This window comes from Mesorhizobium alhagi CCNWXJ12-2 (genome assembly GCF_000236565.1).
GTDB lineage: Bacteria > Pseudomonadota > Alphaproteobacteria > Rhizobiales > Rhizobiaceae > Allomesorhizobium > Allomesorhizobium alhagi.
Window position 1 is genome coordinate 45199 of sequence record NZ_AHAM01000030.1, and the last position, 18895, is coordinate 64093.

22 protein-coding genes are annotated in these 18895 nt (G+C 63.5%); 16 read left to right on the forward strand and 6 right to left on the reverse strand.

What is annotated here, in order from left to right; translation table 11 throughout:
* Positions 1-22: 22 nt before the first annotated feature.
* From odhB to lpdA, 4 genes are all read left to right on the forward strand, one after another.
* On the forward strand, positions 23-1336 hold the full coding sequence (gene odhB, locus MAXJ12_RS04220) for a 2-oxoglutarate dehydrogenase complex dihydrolipoyllysine-residue succinyltransferase (RefSeq protein WP_008834530.1): 1314 nt from the start codon (positions 23-25) through the stop codon (positions 1334-1336).
* Positions 1337-1428: 92 nt separating this feature from the next.
* Positions 1429-1833 carry an MAPEG family protein gene (locus MAXJ12_RS04225; RefSeq protein WP_008834531.1) on the forward strand — a complete coding sequence of 135 codons (405 nt, stop codon included), beginning with the start codon at positions 1429-1431 and terminating at the stop codon, positions 1831-1833.
* A gap of 59 nt (positions 1834-1892) precedes the next feature.
* On the forward strand, positions 1893-2366 hold the full coding sequence (locus MAXJ12_RS04230; RefSeq protein WP_008834532.1) for a hypothetical protein: 474 nt from the start codon (positions 1893-1895) through the stop codon (positions 2364-2366).
* An 83-nt stretch (positions 2367-2449) separates the two neighbouring features.
* The gene (gene lpdA / locus MAXJ12_RS04235; RefSeq protein ID WP_008834533.1) at positions 2450-3856 is read left to right on the forward strand and encodes a dihydrolipoyl dehydrogenase; all 1407 of its coding nucleotides are present in this window, start codon (positions 2450-2452) and stop codon (positions 3854-3856) included.
* Between the two features lie 78 nt (positions 3857-3934).
* Here the strand turns inward: lpdA and MAXJ12_RS38150 are convergent, their stop codons facing one another.
* The 4 genes from MAXJ12_RS38150 to MAXJ12_RS04255 all read right to left on the reverse strand — a co-directional run bounded on the left by MAXJ12_RS38150 (position 3935) and on the right by MAXJ12_RS04255 (position 6897).
* A complete protein-coding gene (locus MAXJ12_RS38150; RefSeq protein ID WP_008834534.1) occupies positions 3935-4390 on the reverse strand; it encodes a hypothetical protein in 456 nt (151 codons plus the stop codon).
* Between the two features lie 143 nt (positions 4391-4533).
* Positions 4534-4731, reverse strand: coding sequence for a hypothetical protein (locus tag MAXJ12_RS04245; RefSeq protein WP_139043784.1), 198 nt, complete (start codon positions 4729-4731; stop codon positions 4534-4536).
* An 85-nt stretch (positions 4732-4816) separates the two neighbouring features.
* On the reverse strand, positions 4817-5884 hold the full coding sequence (locus MAXJ12_RS04250) for a TraB/GumN family protein (RefSeq protein WP_008834536.1): 1068 nt from the start codon (positions 5882-5884) through the stop codon (positions 4817-4819).
* Positions 5885-5958: 74 nt separating this feature from the next.
* Positions 5959-6897 (reverse strand): tyrosine recombinase XerC, encoded by a 939-nt coding sequence (locus MAXJ12_RS04255; RefSeq protein ID WP_008834537.1) that lies wholly within the window; start codon positions 6895-6897, stop codon positions 5959-5961.
* A 102-nt stretch (positions 6898-6999) separates the two neighbouring features.
* Between MAXJ12_RS04255 and rimM the strand changes: the two genes are divergently transcribed.
* From rimM to MAXJ12_RS04310, 11 genes are all read left to right on the forward strand, one after another.
* Complete coding sequence (gene rimM, locus MAXJ12_RS04260; RefSeq protein ID WP_040584831.1) at positions 7000-7599, forward strand: ribosome maturation factor RimM; 600 nt, start codon at positions 7000-7002, stop codon at positions 7597-7599.
* On the forward strand, positions 7596-8285 hold the full coding sequence (gene trmD / locus MAXJ12_RS04265; protein WP_008834539.1) for a tRNA (guanosine(37)-N1)-methyltransferase TrmD: 690 nt from the start codon (positions 7596-7598) through the stop codon (positions 8283-8285). Before rimM ends, trmD begins: the two co-directional genes overlap by 4 nt.
* A gap of 273 nt (positions 8286-8558) precedes the next feature.
* Positions 8559-9113 (forward strand): 50S ribosomal protein L19, encoded by a 555-nt coding sequence (gene rplS / locus MAXJ12_RS04270; RefSeq protein ID WP_040584834.1) that lies wholly within the window; start codon positions 8559-8561, stop codon positions 9111-9113.
* A 56-nt stretch (positions 9114-9169) separates the two neighbouring features.
* Positions 9170-9985, forward strand: a complete 816-nt coding sequence (locus MAXJ12_RS04275) for a class I SAM-dependent methyltransferase (protein WP_008834541.1) — start codon at positions 9170-9172, stop codon at positions 9983-9985.
* Positions 9986-9991: 6 nt separating this feature from the next.
* Positions 9992-10522 (forward strand): GNAT family N-acetyltransferase, encoded by a 531-nt coding sequence (locus MAXJ12_RS04280; protein WP_008834542.1) that lies wholly within the window; start codon positions 9992-9994, stop codon positions 10520-10522.
* Positions 10523-10605: 83 nt separating this feature from the next.
* Positions 10606-11400, forward strand: coding sequence for a transporter substrate-binding domain-containing protein (locus tag MAXJ12_RS04285; protein ID WP_008834543.1), 795 nt, complete (start codon positions 10606-10608; stop codon positions 11398-11400).
* 93 nt (positions 11401-11493) lie between these two features.
* Positions 11494-12303 carry an amino acid ABC transporter permease gene (locus MAXJ12_RS04290; protein ID WP_008834544.1) on the forward strand — a complete coding sequence of 270 codons (810 nt, stop codon included), beginning with the start codon at positions 11494-11496 and terminating at the stop codon, positions 12301-12303.
* Positions 12300-12935, forward strand: a complete 636-nt coding sequence (locus tag MAXJ12_RS04295; protein WP_008834545.1) for a class I SAM-dependent DNA methyltransferase — start codon at positions 12300-12302, stop codon at positions 12933-12935. Before MAXJ12_RS04290 ends, MAXJ12_RS04295 begins: the two co-directional genes overlap by 4 nt.
* A 72-nt stretch (positions 12936-13007) precedes the next feature.
* On the forward strand, positions 13008-13607 hold the full coding sequence (locus MAXJ12_RS04300; RefSeq protein WP_008834546.1) for an MgtC/SapB family protein: 600 nt from the start codon (positions 13008-13010) through the stop codon (positions 13605-13607).
* 258 nt (positions 13608-13865) lie between these two features.
* Positions 13866-15275 (forward strand): 3-isopropylmalate dehydratase large subunit, encoded by a 1410-nt coding sequence (leuC, locus tag MAXJ12_RS04305; RefSeq protein ID WP_008834548.1) that lies wholly within the window; start codon positions 13866-13868, stop codon positions 15273-15275.
* A 120-nt stretch (positions 15276-15395) separates the two neighbouring features.
* Positions 15396-16589 (forward strand): GGDEF domain-containing protein, encoded by a 1194-nt coding sequence (locus MAXJ12_RS04310; protein WP_008834549.1) that lies wholly within the window; start codon positions 15396-15398, stop codon positions 16587-16589.
* 11 nt (positions 16590-16600) lie between these two features.
* Here the strand turns inward: MAXJ12_RS04310 and MAXJ12_RS04315 are convergent, their stop codons facing one another.
* On the reverse strand, positions 16601-16921 hold the full coding sequence (locus MAXJ12_RS04315; protein WP_008834550.1) for a hypothetical protein: 321 nt from the start codon (positions 16919-16921) through the stop codon (positions 16601-16603).
* 191 nt (positions 16922-17112) lie between these two features.
* Between MAXJ12_RS04315 and MAXJ12_RS04320 the strand changes: the two genes are divergently transcribed.
* Positions 17113-18297 (forward strand): GGDEF domain-containing protein, encoded by a 1185-nt coding sequence (locus MAXJ12_RS04320; protein WP_008834551.1) that lies wholly within the window; start codon positions 17113-17115, stop codon positions 18295-18297.
* A 14-nt stretch (positions 18298-18311) separates the two neighbouring features.
* Here the strand turns inward: MAXJ12_RS04320 and MAXJ12_RS04325 are convergent.
* Positions 18312-18895 (reverse strand): COG3904 family protein (locus MAXJ12_RS04325; protein WP_008834552.1); only part of this gene is annotated, 584 nt, incomplete at its 5' end.

The window sequence follows — 18895 nt, forward strand, 5'->3', positions numbered from 1 at the left end:
TTCAGAAACGGACAGGCATAAAATGGCTACCGAAATCCGCGTTCCCACGCTCGGCGAATCCGTCACCGAGGCGACCATCGGCAAATGGTTTAAAAAGGCAGGCGACGCAATCGCAGTCGACGAGCCGCTGGTCGAACTCGAAACCGACAAGGTGACGATCGAGGTGCCCGCGCCCACCGCCGGCACGCTGGCTGAAATCGCGGTGAAAGACGGCGAGACGGTCGGCGTCGGCGCGCTGCTCGGCACGATCTCGGAAGGCGCCGGCGCGAAGCCCGCGGCAGCCAGGGAAGAGGCCAAACCGGAGACGAACGGCAAGACCAAGTCGGAAGGAGAACCGGTAGCGCAGGCTTCGGGACCCGCCGCGGCTTCGACCACCGGGGAGGCCGCCACCAAAGCCGATAGGCTCGCCGGACAGGAGCAGATCACCGAGCGCAAGGGCGCGGTACCGCCGGCGCCGGCCGCGGCCAAGCTTTTGTCCGAGAACAAGATCGCCGCGGACGAGATCGAGGGTTCGGGCAAACGCGGCCAGGTGCTGAAGGGCGATGTGCTCGAAGCGCTGGCCAAGGGGATTTCGGCCCCGCAAGCTGCACCAGCCGCCCCGGCCGCTGCCCGCACACCATCTTCGGCCGGCGACGAAGCGCGTGAAGAGCGCGTTCGCATGACCAAGCTGCGCCAGACCATCGCCCGCCGCCTCAAGGAAGCGCAGTCCGCCGCCGCCATGCTGACGACCTTCAACGAGGTCGACATGAAGGCGATCATGGACATGCGCACGAAATACAAGGATGTTTTTGAAAAGAAGCACGGCGTGAAGCTCGGCTTCATGGGCTTCTTCACCAAGGCCATCGTTCATGCTCTGAAGGAGATTCCCGCTGTCAACGCCGAGATCGACGGCGCCGACATAATCTACAAGAACTACGCCCATATCGGCGTGGCCGTAGGCACCGAAAAAGGCCTCGTCGTGCCGGTGGTGCGCGACGCCGACCAGATGAGCATCGCCGAGATCGAGAAGGAGATCGGCCGGCTGGGACTCGCCGCGCGCGACGGAAAGCTGTCGGTGGCCGACATGCAAGGCGGCACCTTCACCATCTCGAACGGCGGCGTCTATGGCTCGCTGATGTCGACGCCGATCCTCAACGCCCCGCAATCGGGCATTCTCGGCATGCACAAGATCCAGGAGCGGCCGGTCGTGGTCGGCGGCCAGATCGTCATCCGGCCGATGATGTATCTGGCGCTCAGCTACGACCATCGCATCGTCGACGGCAAGGAAGCGGTGACCTTCCTGGTGCGGGTCAAAGAGAGCCTGGAGGATCCGGAACGGCTGGTGCTGGATCTTTAGACGCGACTTCGCCGATCCTGTAGCCGTGAGTTTGTGATAGCGCCTTCCGGAAGCAATCTCGCTTCCGGAACATGCGACCGGGGAGATTTTCCATGGAAGCCGCTGCTGCATCGACCGAAATTGCCGTTCTTGCGTGGAGCGTCGTGCTCCTGCTGTTGCAGATCGTCATTCAGGGGATCGCGACGGCTGACCTCGGGCCGAAATATCTGCTCGGCCCTCGCGATGAAAAACTCGAATCGAGGAATGTGCTCGCCGGTCGGCTCGGCCGGGCGCTGCAGAACCTGCTTGAAACCTATCCGGCTTTCATCGCCCTGGCACTGGCGCTGGTGGTCACGGGAAAAGCGGGCGGCATCGGCGCAACCGGAGCCTGGCTGTGGCTGATCGCCCGTGTGCTTTACCTCGTGCTTTACGCCATGGGCATTCCGGTCGCCCGGACGATAGCCTGGTTCGCATCGATCGTTGGTATTCTGCTGATGCTGATCAGGCTGATGTCTTGACCCGTCTGCTCAATAAAAAAACCTTCAGAGCTGGAGGCGAAGCTTGGGTTGCGCGGACCATGGCTGCGCTTGGCATTTTGGCGTCGTCGTCCGCGCCGGCGTTCGCCGCCTGCCCGATGGAACTGGCCGTCTATGGCGAACGCGACGGGGTCGCCGAGATCAACTTTACGCCTACGCTTAACCGGGCGGTCGTTACCAACACATTCCGCATGCTTCTCGATGACGTGGTGCTCGACGGCATTGTGATGTGGACGGCAGTCGAGCCGCGGCCAAACGGCATGCTGATGTACAAATGCCCGCAGGGCGACGTAACCGGGGCCGAGCTTGCAATTTGCACGGTCTGGCAGGGCGTCATCTACACGTCCGACGACCAAGGCAATATCGACCTTTTGCCGGCCGAGGGCGCCGATGCTCCCGCCAAACTGATTTTTCCGGATCTCGGCCATTCGCTGGAGAGATCAGCGGCTTTTGGCGAGGATGGGTTTTCGAAGGTGCCGTGGGATGTTTTTGCATTGAAGGGTTGCCAGGAGTGAAGGGCTCCGCCGTGGTAAAGCGCCACGCCGGATCATAATTTCAGTGAGCGGGCGAGGCCGCTCAAACCGTATAAGGATGGAAAATGGCTTACGATGTCGTGGTGATTGGAACCGGCCCGGGCGGCTATGTCTGCGCGATCAAGGCGGCGCAACTCGGGCTAAAGACCGCGGTGGTCGAAAAGCGCCCCACCCATGGCGGCACCTGCGTCAATGTCGGCTGCATCCCATCCAAGGCCCTCCTTCACGCCTCCGAGATGTTCATGGAGGCGGGGCATTCCTTCGCCACGCTGGGCGTCGAAGTCGGCAAGCCGAAGCTCAATTTGAAGAACATGCTGGCTCACAAGGACCAGACGGTCGAGCAGAACGTCAAGGGCCTCGATTTCCTGATGAAGAAGAACAAGATCGACGTGTTCCGCGGGACCGGCAAGGTGCTCGGCGCAGGCAAGGTCTCGGTCGCCGGCGAGGACGGCAAGAGCGAAGAGATCGAGACGAAGAACATCGTCATCGCCACCGGGTCCGACGTTGCCGGCATTCCGGGCATCGAGGTCGATTTCGACGAGAAGGTGATCGTTTCGTCGACCGGCGCACTGGAGTTCGCAGAGGTTCCCGGCCATCTGGTGGTGGTCGGCGGCGGCGTCATCGGGCTTGAGCTCGGCTCGGTCTGGGCGCGGCTCGGCGCGAAGGTAACCGTGGTGGAATACCTCGACACGATCCTCGGCGGTATGGACGGCGAAGTCGCAAAGCAGTTCCAGCGCATGCTGGCCAAGCAGGGCTTCGACATAAAGCTGAGCTCGAAAGTCACGGCCGTCGCGAAAACGAAGAAGGGCGCTTCGGTGACGTTCGAGCCGGTCAAGGGCGGCGATGCCGAAACGATCGAGGCGGATGTCGTGCTGATCTCGACCGGACGCCGGCCCTATACGGATGGGCTCGGGCTGGCAGAGGCAGGCGTCGAACTCGACGAGCGCGGCCGGGTCAAGACCGACGGGCATTTGAGGACCAACGTCGCTGGCATCTACGCGATCGGCGATGTCATCGCCGGTCCGATGCTCGCCCACAAGGCCGAGGAAGAGGGCGTGGCGGTGGCCGAGATCATCGCCGGGCAGGCCGGCCACGTGAATTACGACGTCATCCCGGGCGTCGTCTACACGACCCCCGAAATCGCAGCGGTCGGCAAGACCGAGGAAGAGCTGAAGAAAGCCGGGATCGAATACAAGGCCGGGAAATTCCCGTTCAGCGCCAACGGCCGGGCACGGGCGAGCCTGCATACCGACGGTTTCGTGAAAGTCCTCGCCGACAAGGCATCGGACCGGGTGCTCGGCGTTCACATCGTCGGCTTTGGCGCCGGCGAGATGATCCACGAAGCCGCCGTGCTGATGGAATTCAGCGGCTCGTCGGAGGACCTCGCCCGAACCTGCCACGCGCATCCGACCATGTCGGAAGCGGTCAAGGAGGCGGCGCTCGCAACCTTCTTCAAGCCGATCCACATGTGAGCGGCTCGCTCGCTGTCTCTGGCGAGCAGACATGGCAAAACGGCCCGCTCGAAAGCGGGCCGTTTCTCATTCAAAACCTTACTGCGCGGGGGCCGGAGCAGGCTCGGCAGGCGCCGGAGCCGGTTCAGCCGGAGCGGTCGCATCAGGGGCCGGCGTTGCCGGATCGGCCGGAGCAGTCGCGTCAGGCGCAGGAGCGGCTGCGTCCGGAGCGGGCGTCTCAGGGGCCGTTCCCTCAGGCGCCGGCGTTGCCGGTTCGGTCGTCGTCGTATCGGCTCCCGGCGTCATGGCAGTATCGGTGCCCGGCGCGAAGACGAAATAGGCGATGACGGCGAGTACAAGGACGACGGCGGCGATCAGGACGCCGCTGCCGGCGCCTCTGGACTGGACGACATTGCGGTTGTCGACGACGCGCGGATCTTGCGAATTGGCTGGATTAAGCCGCGGATCGGAGCTTAGCGGATCGGCTCCGACGGGCGTAGACGGGTTGTCCGGATCGTTCTGGCGCGGATCCGGTATGCGTGAGGGGTTGGCCATAGTCGGTACTCCGTCTGGTTAAGCTGACGGGACAACGCGCAATGGCCGATTCGGTTTCATTTCAATGGAAAGCCGCCAAAAAGACCCCCGGAATCCGGGTGTCGATTCATGGCGAATGCCGGGTGAGCCGACCTGTTTTGGCGCTACTCGGCCCCTTGCTCGATAGCCGGCTGTTCCGGCACGACCACCGGTGCCGGCGTCGACATGGACTGCTCGGGAGCAGGCGTTGCGACGCTTGCAACGACCGTCTTGTCGACCTTGGCCGATCTTTGGAATTCGCAGGCGAAAGCCCCGGAAGTCGACAGGCCAAGAACAGCGGCCAGCAGGAGCGATTTTGTCATGATCGTCATCCTTCGCAATCGATTGGACGGATGAAGACTACCAGAAGTGGCGCGCGGGACAAATCACGCTTTGCGTGAACGCGTTTCAGTTAACGGCGGAAACGGTATAGCCTTCCTTGCGCAGCAATTCGACCAACCCGTTGGGGCCGGGAAGGTGCAGCGCGCCTACAGCGATGAAGGCGTCGCCCTCGTCGAGAATCGGGGCGGCCTTCTCCGCCATGTTCCGGTTGCGGGCCGTGACCATGGTTTCCTCGAAGGCGGCGTAGCCTGCTTCATCTTCATCGCTGCCCGGCAGGACCGCCCGGAACAACGGCCAGTACATGCCGGTCTGGCCGCTCTGATAAAGCACGATCATGGTTTCGATCACATCGTCGGTCTTGTCGCCAAGCTTCAGCGTGTCGATCAAGCCCTGCATGTGGAATTCAATCGGCAGCGACGCCATGGCTTCGAGCTGATCAGTTATCGTTTCCAGGCCTTCGAGCCTTTTGCCGGCGGCCTTCGCATCTTCCGCCAGCTTGACGTCGAGAACCGGCGCGCCGGCCGCCTTGCGCGCCAGTTCACAGGCGGGAAGCGCCAGCATCGCCGACAGCATCCACGGCTTCATCTTGGCGACGGTGGCCGGCGGAATGCCGCGCTCGTCGAGCGCCTTCTCCACCGCTTCGGCGTCTTCCGGCGACATATGCGATGCCAGCGTCGTGCCATCGATGAACATGGTCAGTTCGGGCCTCTTCATCATGCCGGCGAGCATTTTTGCTGGGTCGAGGACATCGGTTGTCTCGATCACCACGGTCCGCGATGCGTCGAAAGCCCGTTCGGCGGCAGGTGTAAGGCTGGTGACGCGCGGATCGGTCATGTGCATCGTGCCGAACAGGAACGACGGCTCCTGGCCCGCTTTCTCCAGTTTCCACAGCAGGGAATCGCCGTTCGGCGTTGCCGCGGCCTCTGCCCTGATCCTGGCCAATAGCGCCGGGTCGTCCCGCTCGAGGGCGGCGAGCATGTCAATACCCTTGCAGGCCGGAATTTCGCCGCGCGCTTCGCCGGTCGCGAGCGCGAGCATGACCGCGAAAGAGATCAGGAACAGCACATTGGCCGCGGCAAGCAACTTCAAGGCCGGCATTGCGCTTCGGTCGGCGAGGGCGATCACGCGTTTCATCGGCGCATCGTTAGCCGCTAAATGAGGCGAAACGGTTAACCGGCGCTCGAAAATTGTCCAATCGATGGCACGCTCTAAGCGCGGGGGTGCGCGGCCTCGTAGACTTCCAGCAGGCGCGCCGTATCGACACCGGTATAAACCTGCGTGGTCGACAGGCTGGCATGCCCCAGCAATTCTTGGATGGTGCGGAGATCGCCGCCCCTGCCGAGCAGATGCGTGGCGAAGGAGTGGCGCAGCGCATGCGGCGTCGCCGTGTCGGGAAGGTTCAGCGCGCCGCGCAATTTCTGCATTTCGCGCTGGACGATAGCCGGGTTCAGCGGACCGCCCCGCGCGCCGCGAAACAGCAGCGCCTTCGGATCGAGATTGTAGGGGCACAGCCTGCGATACTCCGCCACCGCCTGTAGGGCGATCGGCAGCACCGGAACCAGCCGGGTCTTGCCGCCCTTTCCGGTGATGCGGAGAACTGTGTCGCCTTCGCCCGAAAGCTCGCCGCCGCAAAGGCCGAGCGCCTCGGAGATGCGCAGGCCGGACCCGTAGAGCAGGGTCAGCACGGCTGCGTTGCGGGCGGCGATCCAGGGTTCTTCCGCGAGCTGCTCGCCGCTCGATACGACGCGTCTTGCATCCGACGCCGTCAGTGGCTTGGGCAGCGATTTCGGCTGCCTCGGCGCGCGAAGGGCCGCCGCCCCCGCGGCGTTGACGAGGCCGCGGCGTTCCAGGAAGCGCAGGAACGAGCGGATGGCGGCGAGCCCGCGGCCGAGGGTACGGGCGCCGGCTCCCCCAGAGCGCCGTGACGCCATGAAGGCCCGCAGATCGGCCGGCCGAAGTTCGCTTATATCCGAAATGCCGGGCGGACCCGCGCAATGTCCGGTCAGGAACTGGAAGAACTGCCGTGTATCGCGTTCATAGGCCTCGACCGTCAGCGCCGACAGCCGCCGCTCCCTGGCCAGCATCTTCAGCCAGGCTTCGCGCGCCGCCTGGAGGTCGGGCTTGGCCGAGATGAGAAATTCCTGCATGGCGAGCTTCCGGCGATTCGACGCATGCTGATGCGCCAAGGTTAGCAAGCGGTGAAGAATGGCGCGATTGAAATGCAGTGACGCGGCGAGTAGGGAATGAAAATGTCCAAGCTCAACAACCCCGTCCAGATGGCCGTCATCGGCGCGCCTCACGGCATCAAGGGCGAGTTGCGCGTCAAGGCGTTCACCGCCGACCCGCTTGCTCTGGGCGATTACGGTCCGCTTTTCACCAAGGACGGGCGATCCTTCGAGATCATTGACATCAGGCCGGCAAACACGGTCGTCGTGGTGCGCTTCAAGCAAGTCAAGGACCGCAATGCAGCCGAGGCGCTGACCGGCACGGAGCTTTTTGTCGATCGCTCCGCTCTGCCCGACGACGAGGGCGACGACAGCGAATTCTACCATGCGGATCTGGTCGGGCTGACGGTGAGGGACGAGACGGGAGCCGAGATCGGCAAGGTAGCGGCGGTGCAGAATTTCGGCGGCGGCGACATTTTGGAGCTTACGCTTGGCGGCAGGAAGCAGGTTCTGATCCCGTTCACGCAGGCAGCCGTGCCGGTGATCGACATCGAAGGCGGCTTCATCGGCATCGACACCCTCGCCGCAGGGCTGGTCGAAGGCGAGGATGATGATCCGGACGGCGAAGATTTCGATTCGGAAAGGCGTCCGCGCGGGCCACGGAATGCGGGAGGCAGCCGGTGAGTTTTCGCGCGACGGTGCTGACCCTCTACCCCGAAATGTTTCCCGGTCACCTCGGCCTGTCGCTCGCTGGCCGGGCGATGGAAGCCGGAACCTGGGCGCTCGAAGCCGTGCAGATACGCGACTTCGCCGCCGACCGGCACCGGACGGTGGACGACACGCCGGCCGGCGGCGGCGCGGGCATGGTGATGCGCGCCGACATTCTAGCGAGAGCGATCGATCACGCTTCGCCTGAGGGCGATCCGCGCCCGCGCATCCTGATGAGCCCGCGCGGAAAGCCGCTGACGCAGGAGCGCGTGCGCGAACTCGCGGCCGGGCCGGGAGCGGTGATCCTGTGCGGACGCTTCGAAGGCGTCGACCAGCGCGTCATCGACGCGCGCGCGCTGGAGGAAGTGTCGATCGGCGACTTCATCCTGTCCGGCGGCGAACCGGCGGCCCTTGTGCTGCTCGACGCGGTGGTGCGGCTGCTGCCGGGCGTCATGGGCAATGAGGTTTCGGGTGACGAGGAGAGCTTCGAGAACGGACTGCTCGAGCATCCGCATTATACGAGGCCGCAGGAGTTCGAGGGCCGGGCGATCCCCGAAGTGCTGACGTCCGGCAACCACGCGAAGATCGCGGCTTGGCGACGTGAGCAGGCCGAGCGACTGACCAGGGCGCGTCGCCCCGATCTGCTCGGAGCGAAGGATTAGCCTTTGGTCAAAGCAGAAGGCTAGGAAATAGTCGGACCGCCCCGCATTTGCGCCATGCGGCAAAAAAGACCGGCGTAAGAGGTGACAAATACGCTGGAAGCGTGTATGCGCGCAGCCCAACCGGCAACTTTCGACCGGGACCCGTCAACAAGGACGGTGAATTCGCCCCTGCCTCGCTTCCTTCGGGAAGAAGGGCATAGCTGAGCGGTCAATGGGACTGCAAGGCAAGCGCCGGGCGCTCTGGCTGTTGAGAACCAAGAAGAGGTAATGGCGATGGACATCATCCGTCAGCTCGAGGCCGAACAGGCCGCAAAAATCGAAGCGAAACGCAAGCTTCCCGAATTCCAGCCAGGCGACACCGTGCGCGTTCAGGTGCGCGTGACCGAAGGCAGCCGCACCCGCGTGCAGGCCTATGAGGGCGTGGTGATCGCACGCTCGGGCGCCGGCTTCCAGGAAAGCTTCACCGTGCGCAAGATCTCCTACGGCGAAGGCGTGGAGCGCGTGTTCCCCGTGTACTCGCCGATGGTCGAAGGCGTCGAAATTGTTCGTCGCGGCAAGGTTCGCCGCGCCAAGCTCTATTATCTGCGTGATCGCCGCGGCAAGTCGGCCCGCATCTCGGAAAACACCGGCGTTCGCGCCCGCAAGCTCAACGATGCCGAGCGCGATGCGCTGAACGCCGAAAAGGCGCGCATCGAGGCCGAGAAGATCGCCGCCGCCGAGGCGCTGGCAGCCGAGAAGGCCGCCCAGGAAGCCGCAGAAAAGAAGGCCGCCGCCGAGGCTGCAGCCGCTGCGGAAGCCGAAAAGCCGGCCGAGACCGCCGCCGAATAAGTCTGGCGGAAATGCTTCAAAGGCGGCTTCGGCCGCCTTTTTTGTTGGGGAGAGAGATGAACGAGTTTTCAGCGGCGAATTTGCGCAATTGGGACAATCGCGCTGAACTGCATTCGAGCGACACCACCGGCAGCTACCGCATAGCCAAGGTGCTGGCCGGCGGCTCCTCGCTGCACGCACTGGAAGCCGGCGAGATCGGCGACATTTCCGGCAAGGATATCGTCCATCTGCAATGCCATATCGGCCTCGACACGATCAGCCTGAAGCATCTCGGCGCGAAGAGCGTGACCGGGCTCGACTTTTCGCCGAAGGCTATCGAGGCGGCGCGCGGATTCGCCGCCAGAGCCGGCGCCGATGTCCGCTTTGTGGAGGCGTCGGTGTTCGATGCCGCCGAGGCGCTCGGCCAGACCTACGACATGGTGTTCGTCACCTGGGGCGCTATCAACTGGCTCGACGACATCTTTGCCTGGGCCCGTGTAGTTGCGGCGCTGCTGCGACCCAACGGCAAGCTCTATCTGCTGGAGGGGCATCCGGTGATGAATCAGTTCGAGGGGCGCGAAGGCAGGCTGGAACTGGAGTTCGTCTGGCGCACGCCACTGACGGAGCCTCTGATCTTCGACGAGGCGCAGACCTATACGGGGGACGCGCGCGCGCTCACGAGCACGCGCTGCTATGAATGGATCCACCCGCTCTCCGACATCGTCAACGCGCTGATCGCTGCCGGGCTCTCCATCGATTTTCTGCGCGAGCACGAGATCGTCGTCTGGAAGGCGTTTCCCTTCGTGGTCGAAGCTGGAGAGGACCAGTTCGTGCTTCCCGAAGGCATGCCGAAAATCCCGATGTCGTTTTCGATCGGCGCGACGAAGAGGTAACCGGGCGTGGTCACACTGCCTTCCGATATTGTTATCAGGCCGCTGGTCGAAGCCGATGCCGGTCAGTATCGCGCGCTGAGGCTGGAGGCCCTGCGCGACAGCCCGCAATCCTTCGGTGCAAGCATTGCGGAGGAGGAAGTGCTGTCCGATGAGGAGATGGTGAGGCGCGCCGTGCCGGAGGCCCCGAGCGTTACGTTCGGCGCTTTCGCAGGCGAAAGACTCGTCGGCACGGCGACCTACATCCAGAACAACCGTGAGAAGACCCGGCACAAGGGCACGATGGTGGCGGTCTATGTCTCGCCCGACTGGCGCGCTGCCAGGCTGGGGCGAAAGCTCATCGAAAGGATCATCGCGCATGCGCAAGCGCTGGGCGTGATGCTTCAATGCACGGTGACGGCCGAGAATGCCGCCGCGCGCCGGCTCTATCATTCGCTGGGTTTTCAGCCCTACGGCCTCGAGCGGGATGCATTGTGTGTGGACGGACGCTTTCTCGACGAGGAATTGCTGGTGCTGGATATGCGGCGTCCGGCAAAATAGCTGGCTGCATGGCTTGTTTGCCGCAGGACGGCGGCTAAACTCCGGCAAACCAATTCTGTTTCTGCAAAGCTTGGGAGCGAAACATGACCTCCAAATTGTCTCTGGCCGGATTGCTGGCCTTGCTTCTGATGCCGGCCTTGGCTTTCGCCCAGGCATTGCCCGATCTCGGTGGGAAAGCGGTGGTGGTGGTGACGGAAAACGCCTATCCGCCGCTGCAGTTCGTCGATCCCAAGACCGGGGAGCAGATCGGCTGGGAATATGATGCGATGAACGAGATCGCAAAGCGGCTGAACTTCAAGGCCGAGTACCAGAACACCTCGTGGGACGCGATGATACAGGCGGTCTCCGACGGCCAGTACCAGATCGGCATGACCGGCATCACCATCAAGGACGAGCGCAAGGAGAAGGTCGACTTCTCCGATCCCTACATGCGTTCGGAAATGCGCATGCTGGTGCGCGCCGACGAGGACCGCTTCACCGATCCGAAAAGCTTCGCGGCGATGACCGACGGCCTGATCGCCACGCAGGCCGGCACCACTCCGTTCTATGTCGCCGTCTACGAGGTGCTGGACGGCAACGAGCAGAACCCACGTATCAAGCTGTTCGAGACCTTCGGCGCTTCAGTGCAGGCGCTGAAATCGGGCGACGTCGATCTGGTGCTGACCGACGGGGTTGCGGCCAACGGCTATGTCGAGGCGTCGGAAGGCAAGCTCAAGGTGATCAGCGGGCCGCTCGGCACCGAGGATTTCGGCTTCATCTTCACCAAGGGTTCCGACCTCGTCGCGCCGGTCAACGCAGCGATCGCGGCGATGAAGGAAGACGGCACAATCGACGCGCTCAACAAGAAGTGGTTCCTCGACTACAAGATGGGTCAGTGAGCCCGGCCCTTTGAGATGCATGGCTGCCGGGATTTGCTGCTTCGCAACGGGCGGAGAACGGTCGCACGCACCGATGCCGCGCAGTCCTGACTGATGCCCCCTTCCGCCAAGCCTGAGAAGGAATTTCCCTGGTGGCTGGCTGCCGCCGGGGCGCTTGCCGTTGCGGCGGCGCTGTTCGTCGCGGCCAGCGATCTCTATTCGCAAGTGTTTTCCATCGTCGCCAAGGGCATCGGCGTAACCGTGTTCGTCACGCTGGTCGGCTACACGCTCGCTTCCGCGCTCGGCCTCGCCATCGCGCTTCTGGGGCTATCCGGCTCGGTCTGGCTGCGTCAGGCCGCGCGCTTCTATGTCGAGATCATCCGCGGCATTCCGATCCTTGTGCTCTTGTTCTGGATCGCCTTCGTCGGCGCGCCGGGCTTCGTCATCCTGTGGAACTGGCTTTCCTATCCGCTGCAGGCAGTTGGGATAACCGAGCCGATGCAGGTGCGCGACGTTTCGCTGATGTGGCGCGCGGTCATCGCACTCACCATCGCCTATTCGTCCTTCATCGCGGAGATTTTCAGGGCCGGCATCCAGGCCGTCGATGCAGGCCAGATCGAGGCTGCCAAGGCGCTCGGCCTGTCGCGCTACCGGCGCTTCCGCCACATTATCTGGCCGCAGGCTTTCCGCACCATTCTGCCGCCCTACGGCAATGATTTCATCGCCATGGTCAAGGACAGCTCGCTGGTTTCGGTGCTTGGCGTCGCCGACATTACCCAGATGGGAAAAGTCTATGCTTCCGGCTCGTTCCGCTTTTTCGAGACCTACTCCATAGTAGCCTACATCTACCTGGTGCTGACGGTAGGCCTTTCGCTCGGGCTGAGAGGGCTGGAACAGCGCCTGCGAAGAGGACGCACCGCATGACCGGCAACCACGACAAATCGGCGCTCGAACAGGTCTATGCGGCGCGAAGTGCGGATGAACTGGCGCAGGCTTATGCCGCCTGGTCGAACGCCTATGACCGAGAGACCGCGGCCTCCGGCTACTGCCTGCCCTTCATGACCACAAGCTGGGTCGCGCGCTATGTCCCTCGGGACGCGGGCGCGCTGCTCGATGCCGGCTGCGGCACGGGCCTGTCGGGCCCCTATCTGTGGGCGCTGGGATACACGAATATCGACGGGCTCGATTTTTCCGAAGAGATGCTGGCCCTTGCAGCCGCGCGCGGCGCGTATCGAGAACTTCGGCGCGCGACGCTCGGCGAGACGCTGCCCTGGCCGGATAACCATTACGCCGCGTTCTTCTCGACCGGCGTCTTCACCGAAGGTCACGCCCCGGCGTCGAGCCTCGATGAACTGGTGCGGATAACCCGGCCTGGCGGCCATGCGATCTTCACGGTTCGCGACACCGTATTGGACAGCGGAGAATTCCGCGAGCAGTTCTCGGCCTTGGAAAAGGCGGGCCGCTGGCGGCCGGTCGAGGAGAGCCCACCCTTCCGTGCCTTCGCGGTCGCCGAGCCGGAGGTGCTGGTGCAGGCGTTCGTGTTCGAGGTGATCTGATCGGAAAGACAGGGCGGCGGAACAGACCACGGACTCCATGCGTTGTCAGCCGGTTATCTCTGATGGGATTCCATGGAAGCACTCGTCGAGGAATTCGGACACCCGACCTATACATCGTTCCCGGTTATAGTGGCGCGGTTGCTTCTGGCGACCGTCTTCGGCGCTGTAATCGGCTTCGAGCGCGAGTGGCGCAACCGGCCGGCGGGGCTGAGAACACATATCCTGGTCTGCGTGGCCGCCGCGACGGTAGGAATCCTGACCATCGAAATCATCCACGCGCCGATGTTTTCTACCGATGCCGTCACGCTCGATCCGATCCGTGCGGTCGAGGCGGTGACTGCCGGCGTCGCCTTTCTTGCCGCCGGCACAATCCTGTTCGCGCGCGGCCAGGTGCACGGGCTGACCACCGGCGCGGGAATGTGGCTGGCGGGCGCCATAGGGCTTTCCGCGGGGCTTGGCTTCTGGCAGATCGCCACCTTCGGCACATTGCTGGCCTTGATCGTGCTTGGCCTGTTGAAAACGCTCGAGAGCCGGCTCGACCTGGACGAAGGGCCCGATTTCAAAAATTCGGCGGCGGGCGGCAAGGATGCCGAGCGGAGGATCGAACCCAAGCCGGACGATCCCTCCCATATGCAGCCATCGGAGCGATTTCCGGAGGGCCGATCGGATTGAGGCCGGGTGTTTCGCTGCCGCCGGCGGAGGCAATTGCCCAATTCCCAAAACATTGGTAAGAGCGCGGCATGGAAGAGCTGTTCGGAAATCCGGCCTACAAGGGTTTCGTGCTGCAGGATAAGAAGCGCCTGCCGGCACGGTTCTTTGCGCGGATTTCCGGCGCACTGACCAGCCGACTTATCTGAGCCTGTCACTCGGGCCGGCGGCTTACGGCTTCGGCTGAAGTCCCTTTCTCTTCCCAATCGACGGATTTACGCAATGAGCGCACCGCGCACCCTCTACGACAAGATATTCGACGACCATGTCGTCGACCGCCAGGACGACGGCACCTGCCTGCTCTATATCGACCGCCACCTGGTCCATGAGGTGACCAGCCCGCAGGCGTTTGAAGGCCTGCGCCTGACCGGCCGAACCGTACGGCATCCGGAAAAGACGCTCGCCGTGGTCGACCACAATGTGCCGACCTCGCCCGACCGCAAGCTCGGCATCAAGAACGAGGAAAGCCGCATCCAGGTGGAGGCGCTGGCGAAGAATGCCGCCGATTTCGGCGTCGAGTATTATTCCGAGACCGATCGCCGCCAAGGCATCGTTCACATCATCGGTCCGGAGCAGGGCTTCACGCTGCCGGGCATGACCATTGTCTGCGGCGACAGCCACACTTCGACGCACGGCGCTTTCGGTGCGCTGGCGCACGGCATCGGCACGTCGGAAGTCGAGCACGTGCTGGCCACCCAGACCTTGATCCAGCGCAAGGCCAGGAACATGCTTGTCCGCGTTGACGGGAAGCTGCCGCAGGGCGTTACCGCCAAGGACATCATCCTCGCCATCATCGGCGAGATCGGCACGGCCGGCGGCACGGGCTATGTCATCGAATATGCAGGCGAAGCCATCCGCGCGCTTTCTATGGAAGGGCGCATGACGATCTGCAACATGTCGATCGAAGGCGGCGCCCGCGCCGGCCTGATCGCGCCGGACGAAACAACCTACGCCTACGTCAAGGACAAGCCACGCGCGCCCAAGGGCAAGGCGTGGGACATGGCGCTCGAATACTGGAAGACACTGAAATCCGACGAGGGCGCGCATTTCGACAAGGTCGTGGTGCTCGACGCAGCAAACCTGCCGCCGATCGTGTCATGGGGCTCGTCGCCGGAGGATGTCGTCTCTGTCCAGGGCGTCGTGCCCGATCCGGCGGAAATCGCCGACGAGAACAAGCGGACGTCGAAGCAGCGGGCGCTGGACTATATGGGCCTGAAGGCCGGAACGAAGATCACCGATATCGAACTCGACCGGGTCTTCATCGGCTCCTGCACCAATGGCCGCATCGAGGATCTGCGCGAAGTCGCCAAGGTCGTCGAGGGAAAGACGGTAAATCCGCGCGTCAACGCCATGATCGTGCCCGGATCGGGCCTCGTGAAGGAGCAGGCGGAGGCCGAAGGACTCGACAAGATCTTCATCGCCGCCGGTTTCGACTGGCGCGAACCGGGCTGCTCCATGTGCCTGGCGATGAACGACGATCGGCTGAAGCCGCACGAACGCTGCGCCTCGACCTCGAACCGCAATTTCGAGGGGCGCCAGGGGTTCAAAGGCCGTACCCACCTGGTTTCGCCCGCAATGGCGGCGGCGGCGGCTATCGCCGGTCACTTCGTCGATATCCGCGACTGGAAGTAGCGGCATTGTGACAATCGCCCGATCTGCCGGAGCGAAAATCCGTTCGGCAGGTCGGGCTTAACCGCTTGTTTGCGCCTTGCCCGTAGATATTCCGCAAGGGAAGACGGGCAGGAAAGCGGTTTGGACACTCGCCTATTCATAGCACTGCTGAATCCTGGGATTGCCCTTGTTCTCGCATCGGCGTTTCTTACGCTTTGGGTTCACCAGCGGCACAGGCTCTATCTGGCGGTGCTGGTGCTGGCTTATTCCGCCTCCGCGGTCGGTTTCCTGCTGCAGTATTTTCCCCTGCCGGTTGGGCAGGAGTTGACCAAACTGCTCTCGAACCTGTGTTTCATGCTTACAGGCACCTGTCTCGCCGGAGCCGTCGTTGCACGCTATGGCAGGCGGGTGCCTTATACCGCACTCGGCATCCTGGGCGTCGGCGGCATGACCGCTTTTTGCTGGTTCCTGTTCGTCCAGCCCGACCTCACATGGAGAATCTACGCGATCAATTTTGCTATCGGCGGCATCAGCCTCGTCGTGGCGGCGGAATTGCGTGCGGTTCGACGAAACGGTCCCACGGAAGCGATTCTGTTCGTGCTGTCGCTGCTTTCCGCGCTGAATTTCTTCGTCCGCACAATCATCGCTTTGAAAATCAATGGGCCTTTCAACGCCGAAGTGGGACTTCACGACTCGCTCTATTGGACCACCTCTCTTCTGGCACATGCGCTCCTGTCGCTTCTGATCGCGCTCAGCCTGTTCACCGCGGCAGCGCTGGACGTTCTCAAAGCACTCAAAGCGGAATCGCATACCGACCCGCTGTCGGGCCTGCTCAACCGGCGCGGCTTCGAGGAGCGGGCATCCGCGATGCTGAAGCGCTCGCACGATAGCGGCTTGCCTTCCGCGCTGGTGATCGCGGACCTCGACCATTTCAAGGCTGTGAACGACACTTTCGGCCATGCTGTCGGCGACCAGGTCATAGCGGCGTTCGCATCGCAGTTGCGCTCGGAGGCTGGAAAGAGCGGCGTCGTCGGCCGGCTCGGTGGCGAGGAATTCGCGGTCCTGCTTCCGGCAAGCGATCTGGCGGCAGCGCAGATGTTCGCCGAAGGCGTCAGAACCTCGTTTTCACAGGGCGGCTCACGCGGACTGCCGGCGAAGGCAAGGGTCACCGCAAGCTTCGGCGTCGCGGCGGGCGAGGGAGCCCTCCCGGCGCTTCTGCGCCAGGCGGACGAGGCGCTTTACCAGGCCAAGCGGAACGGCCGCGACAGCGTCCGGATTTCCTATCGCCGCCCGCAACAAGAGCCGGTCGCGCCCGCCGGCATTCGCTTCGCCTGACCGGCCAAAGATCAGTCGCCGGGCGAGAAGCGCCGCACCAGTTCGTGGAATTCGTCGCGCAAACCCGGTATGTCCTCCGCAACGATGAGCGCCAGCTCGTGCTCCTCGAACAGCTTGAACCATTCGTCCCATTCGACCAGCTCAAGGCCGCCGGCATTGACCGGACGTTCGGCCTGGTCCTGGTCCTCATAGGCATTCTGGCCGAAAACGATCCGCAGCATCGGCTGTGTGCCGGCCGCCGGAGAGACATCCACGATGGCCGGTGCGCCGGCGCGGGCGGCGGCCCAGTCGCGGATTGCTTCGTGATCGGTCAGCATGATCGTATTGGCCATGTCATCTCTCCGTGTCGCTGATCCGAAACGAAGACTCCGGGCCGGCGGTTCCAAGCCGCTCCAGTAGTCTATGCGTCAAAATCGCCCTCGCAATTTCGCGGCTGGACTGACGCTGCGGAATCCGCGCTCGCGTTAACGCCTTTTTGGCTTGATCGTGGTTGAGTCCGCACCGATCGGAGCATGCAGTCGAAATGAGCGGGGCGGGATTCATCCTGGCGATAAACATGGCCGTCGCAGGCCTGCTGGCGGCTGCGTTTCTCATGGTCGCGGTCTACGACAAGAAGAACGATGCCGCGCGCTGGATGGCGTTCGGCTTTGCGCTCGCAATGTCGAATTTCGGTCTCGAATTCGCCATCGCCTCGCTCGGAACATCCCGGCCCGCCGTGGTCGCGTCCTTCGCCGCCTTCCTCGCAGCCATGGCTGTATTCAACGCCGGCATCGCCCGGAAATACGAAGTCGCCGTGCCGTGGCGGCTGATGGGCGCGGTTTTCGTTGTCTCGATCGCGACCTGCTATCTGATCCAGGACATGCCGCGGGATTCATTCAGCCGGATGCTGCTCTACCAATTGCCCTATTTCCTGATGCAGGCAGTCGGCGTCGGCATCGTTTGGTTAGCCAGGTCGAGGCGTCCGCTCGACAATCTGTTCATGGCGGTGATGTCGGCGAGCGCCCTGCAGTTTCTGAGCAAGGCATTTCTGTTCCAGATATTCGGCGGCACCGGCGCGACTGCCCAGGACTATCTGAAGACCAACTACGCATTGTTCTCCCAATCGATGGGAACTGTATTCGCAATGGCCATCGCCTTGCTGATGCTCGTCATACTGGTGCGCGACATCTTCGCCGACGTCACAGCGAAATCGGAAACCGACGCATTGTCGGGGTTGCTGAACCGGGGCGGCTTTGAGCGCCACGCCGAGGCGGCGCTGCGCGACTCCGCACGCACCGGCCTGCCGGTGACGCTGGTGATTTCGGACCTCGACCACTTCAAGGCCGTCAACGACACGTTCGGGCACGCTGCCGGTGACCGCGTCATCGAAGCGTTTGCGGGTTTCCTGCGGAACTCCACAAGCGGTCATCAGATCGCCGGACGCATAGGCGGCGAAGAATTCGCCGTCGCTCTGCCAGGAACCAACCTTTCCGGCGCCAGGCTCTTTGCAGAAGGGGCCCGCAGCGCCTTTGCCGGCCTTCCGATCGATGGCCTGCCGGACGACAGGCGCTTCACCGCAAGCTTCGGCGTTGCCGAACTGCGTGGCGGAGAGGGTATTTCGGACCTCATGCGAAGGGCGGACGAGGCGCTCTACGATGCCAAGAAAGGCGGCCGCGACTGCGTCCGCGTATTCGAGGCGCAGGAGCGTGATCTGTCGAGCGCGGGCTGAGAACACCCGAGCGGCTATTTGCTCGCCACGGACGAAACCTTGGTGACGAGCTTGTATTCGGCAAGTTCGTCCGGCGACAGATAGTAGAGCGCCCGCGGCGGCGTATCGAGCGCATGCAGCCAGAGAGCCGGATCTATGCCCATCTCGCTGAGATGCCGCGAGATGCGGGCCGTCGTCGCCTGCGCATCGGCCATCGCCTGCTCGGGCGCGGTTTCGCTCAGCGTGGCCGCGTAGAACTGATGCACGCCGATTGCCGCCTTTTCCCCGGCGCTGCGCGTCTTGCCGCCCGCGAAGAACAGCGGGCACGACGAGGCGCAGAGCGCACCGTCTACGACCACCGTTGCGATGCCGAGTTCGCGCACGGTCTTGGCCATGGCCATGGCGTCGTCGAGCGCGCCGCCGGGCGAGTTCAGCGAGACGGTCTTCACGTATTCGCCGCGCTCAGCGATCTCGGCCGCGAAGCGCGCCGCCGAGCCGGGCTCGATGCTGCCTTCGGCGGTCATCACGCCGCCCGCCCCGAGTGTGAACGCCATCGGCTGGCGCAGCCTTGCTTCGTCGGCGGTCACGAATTCGCGTGGATCGGCGGGTGGGGGTGGGG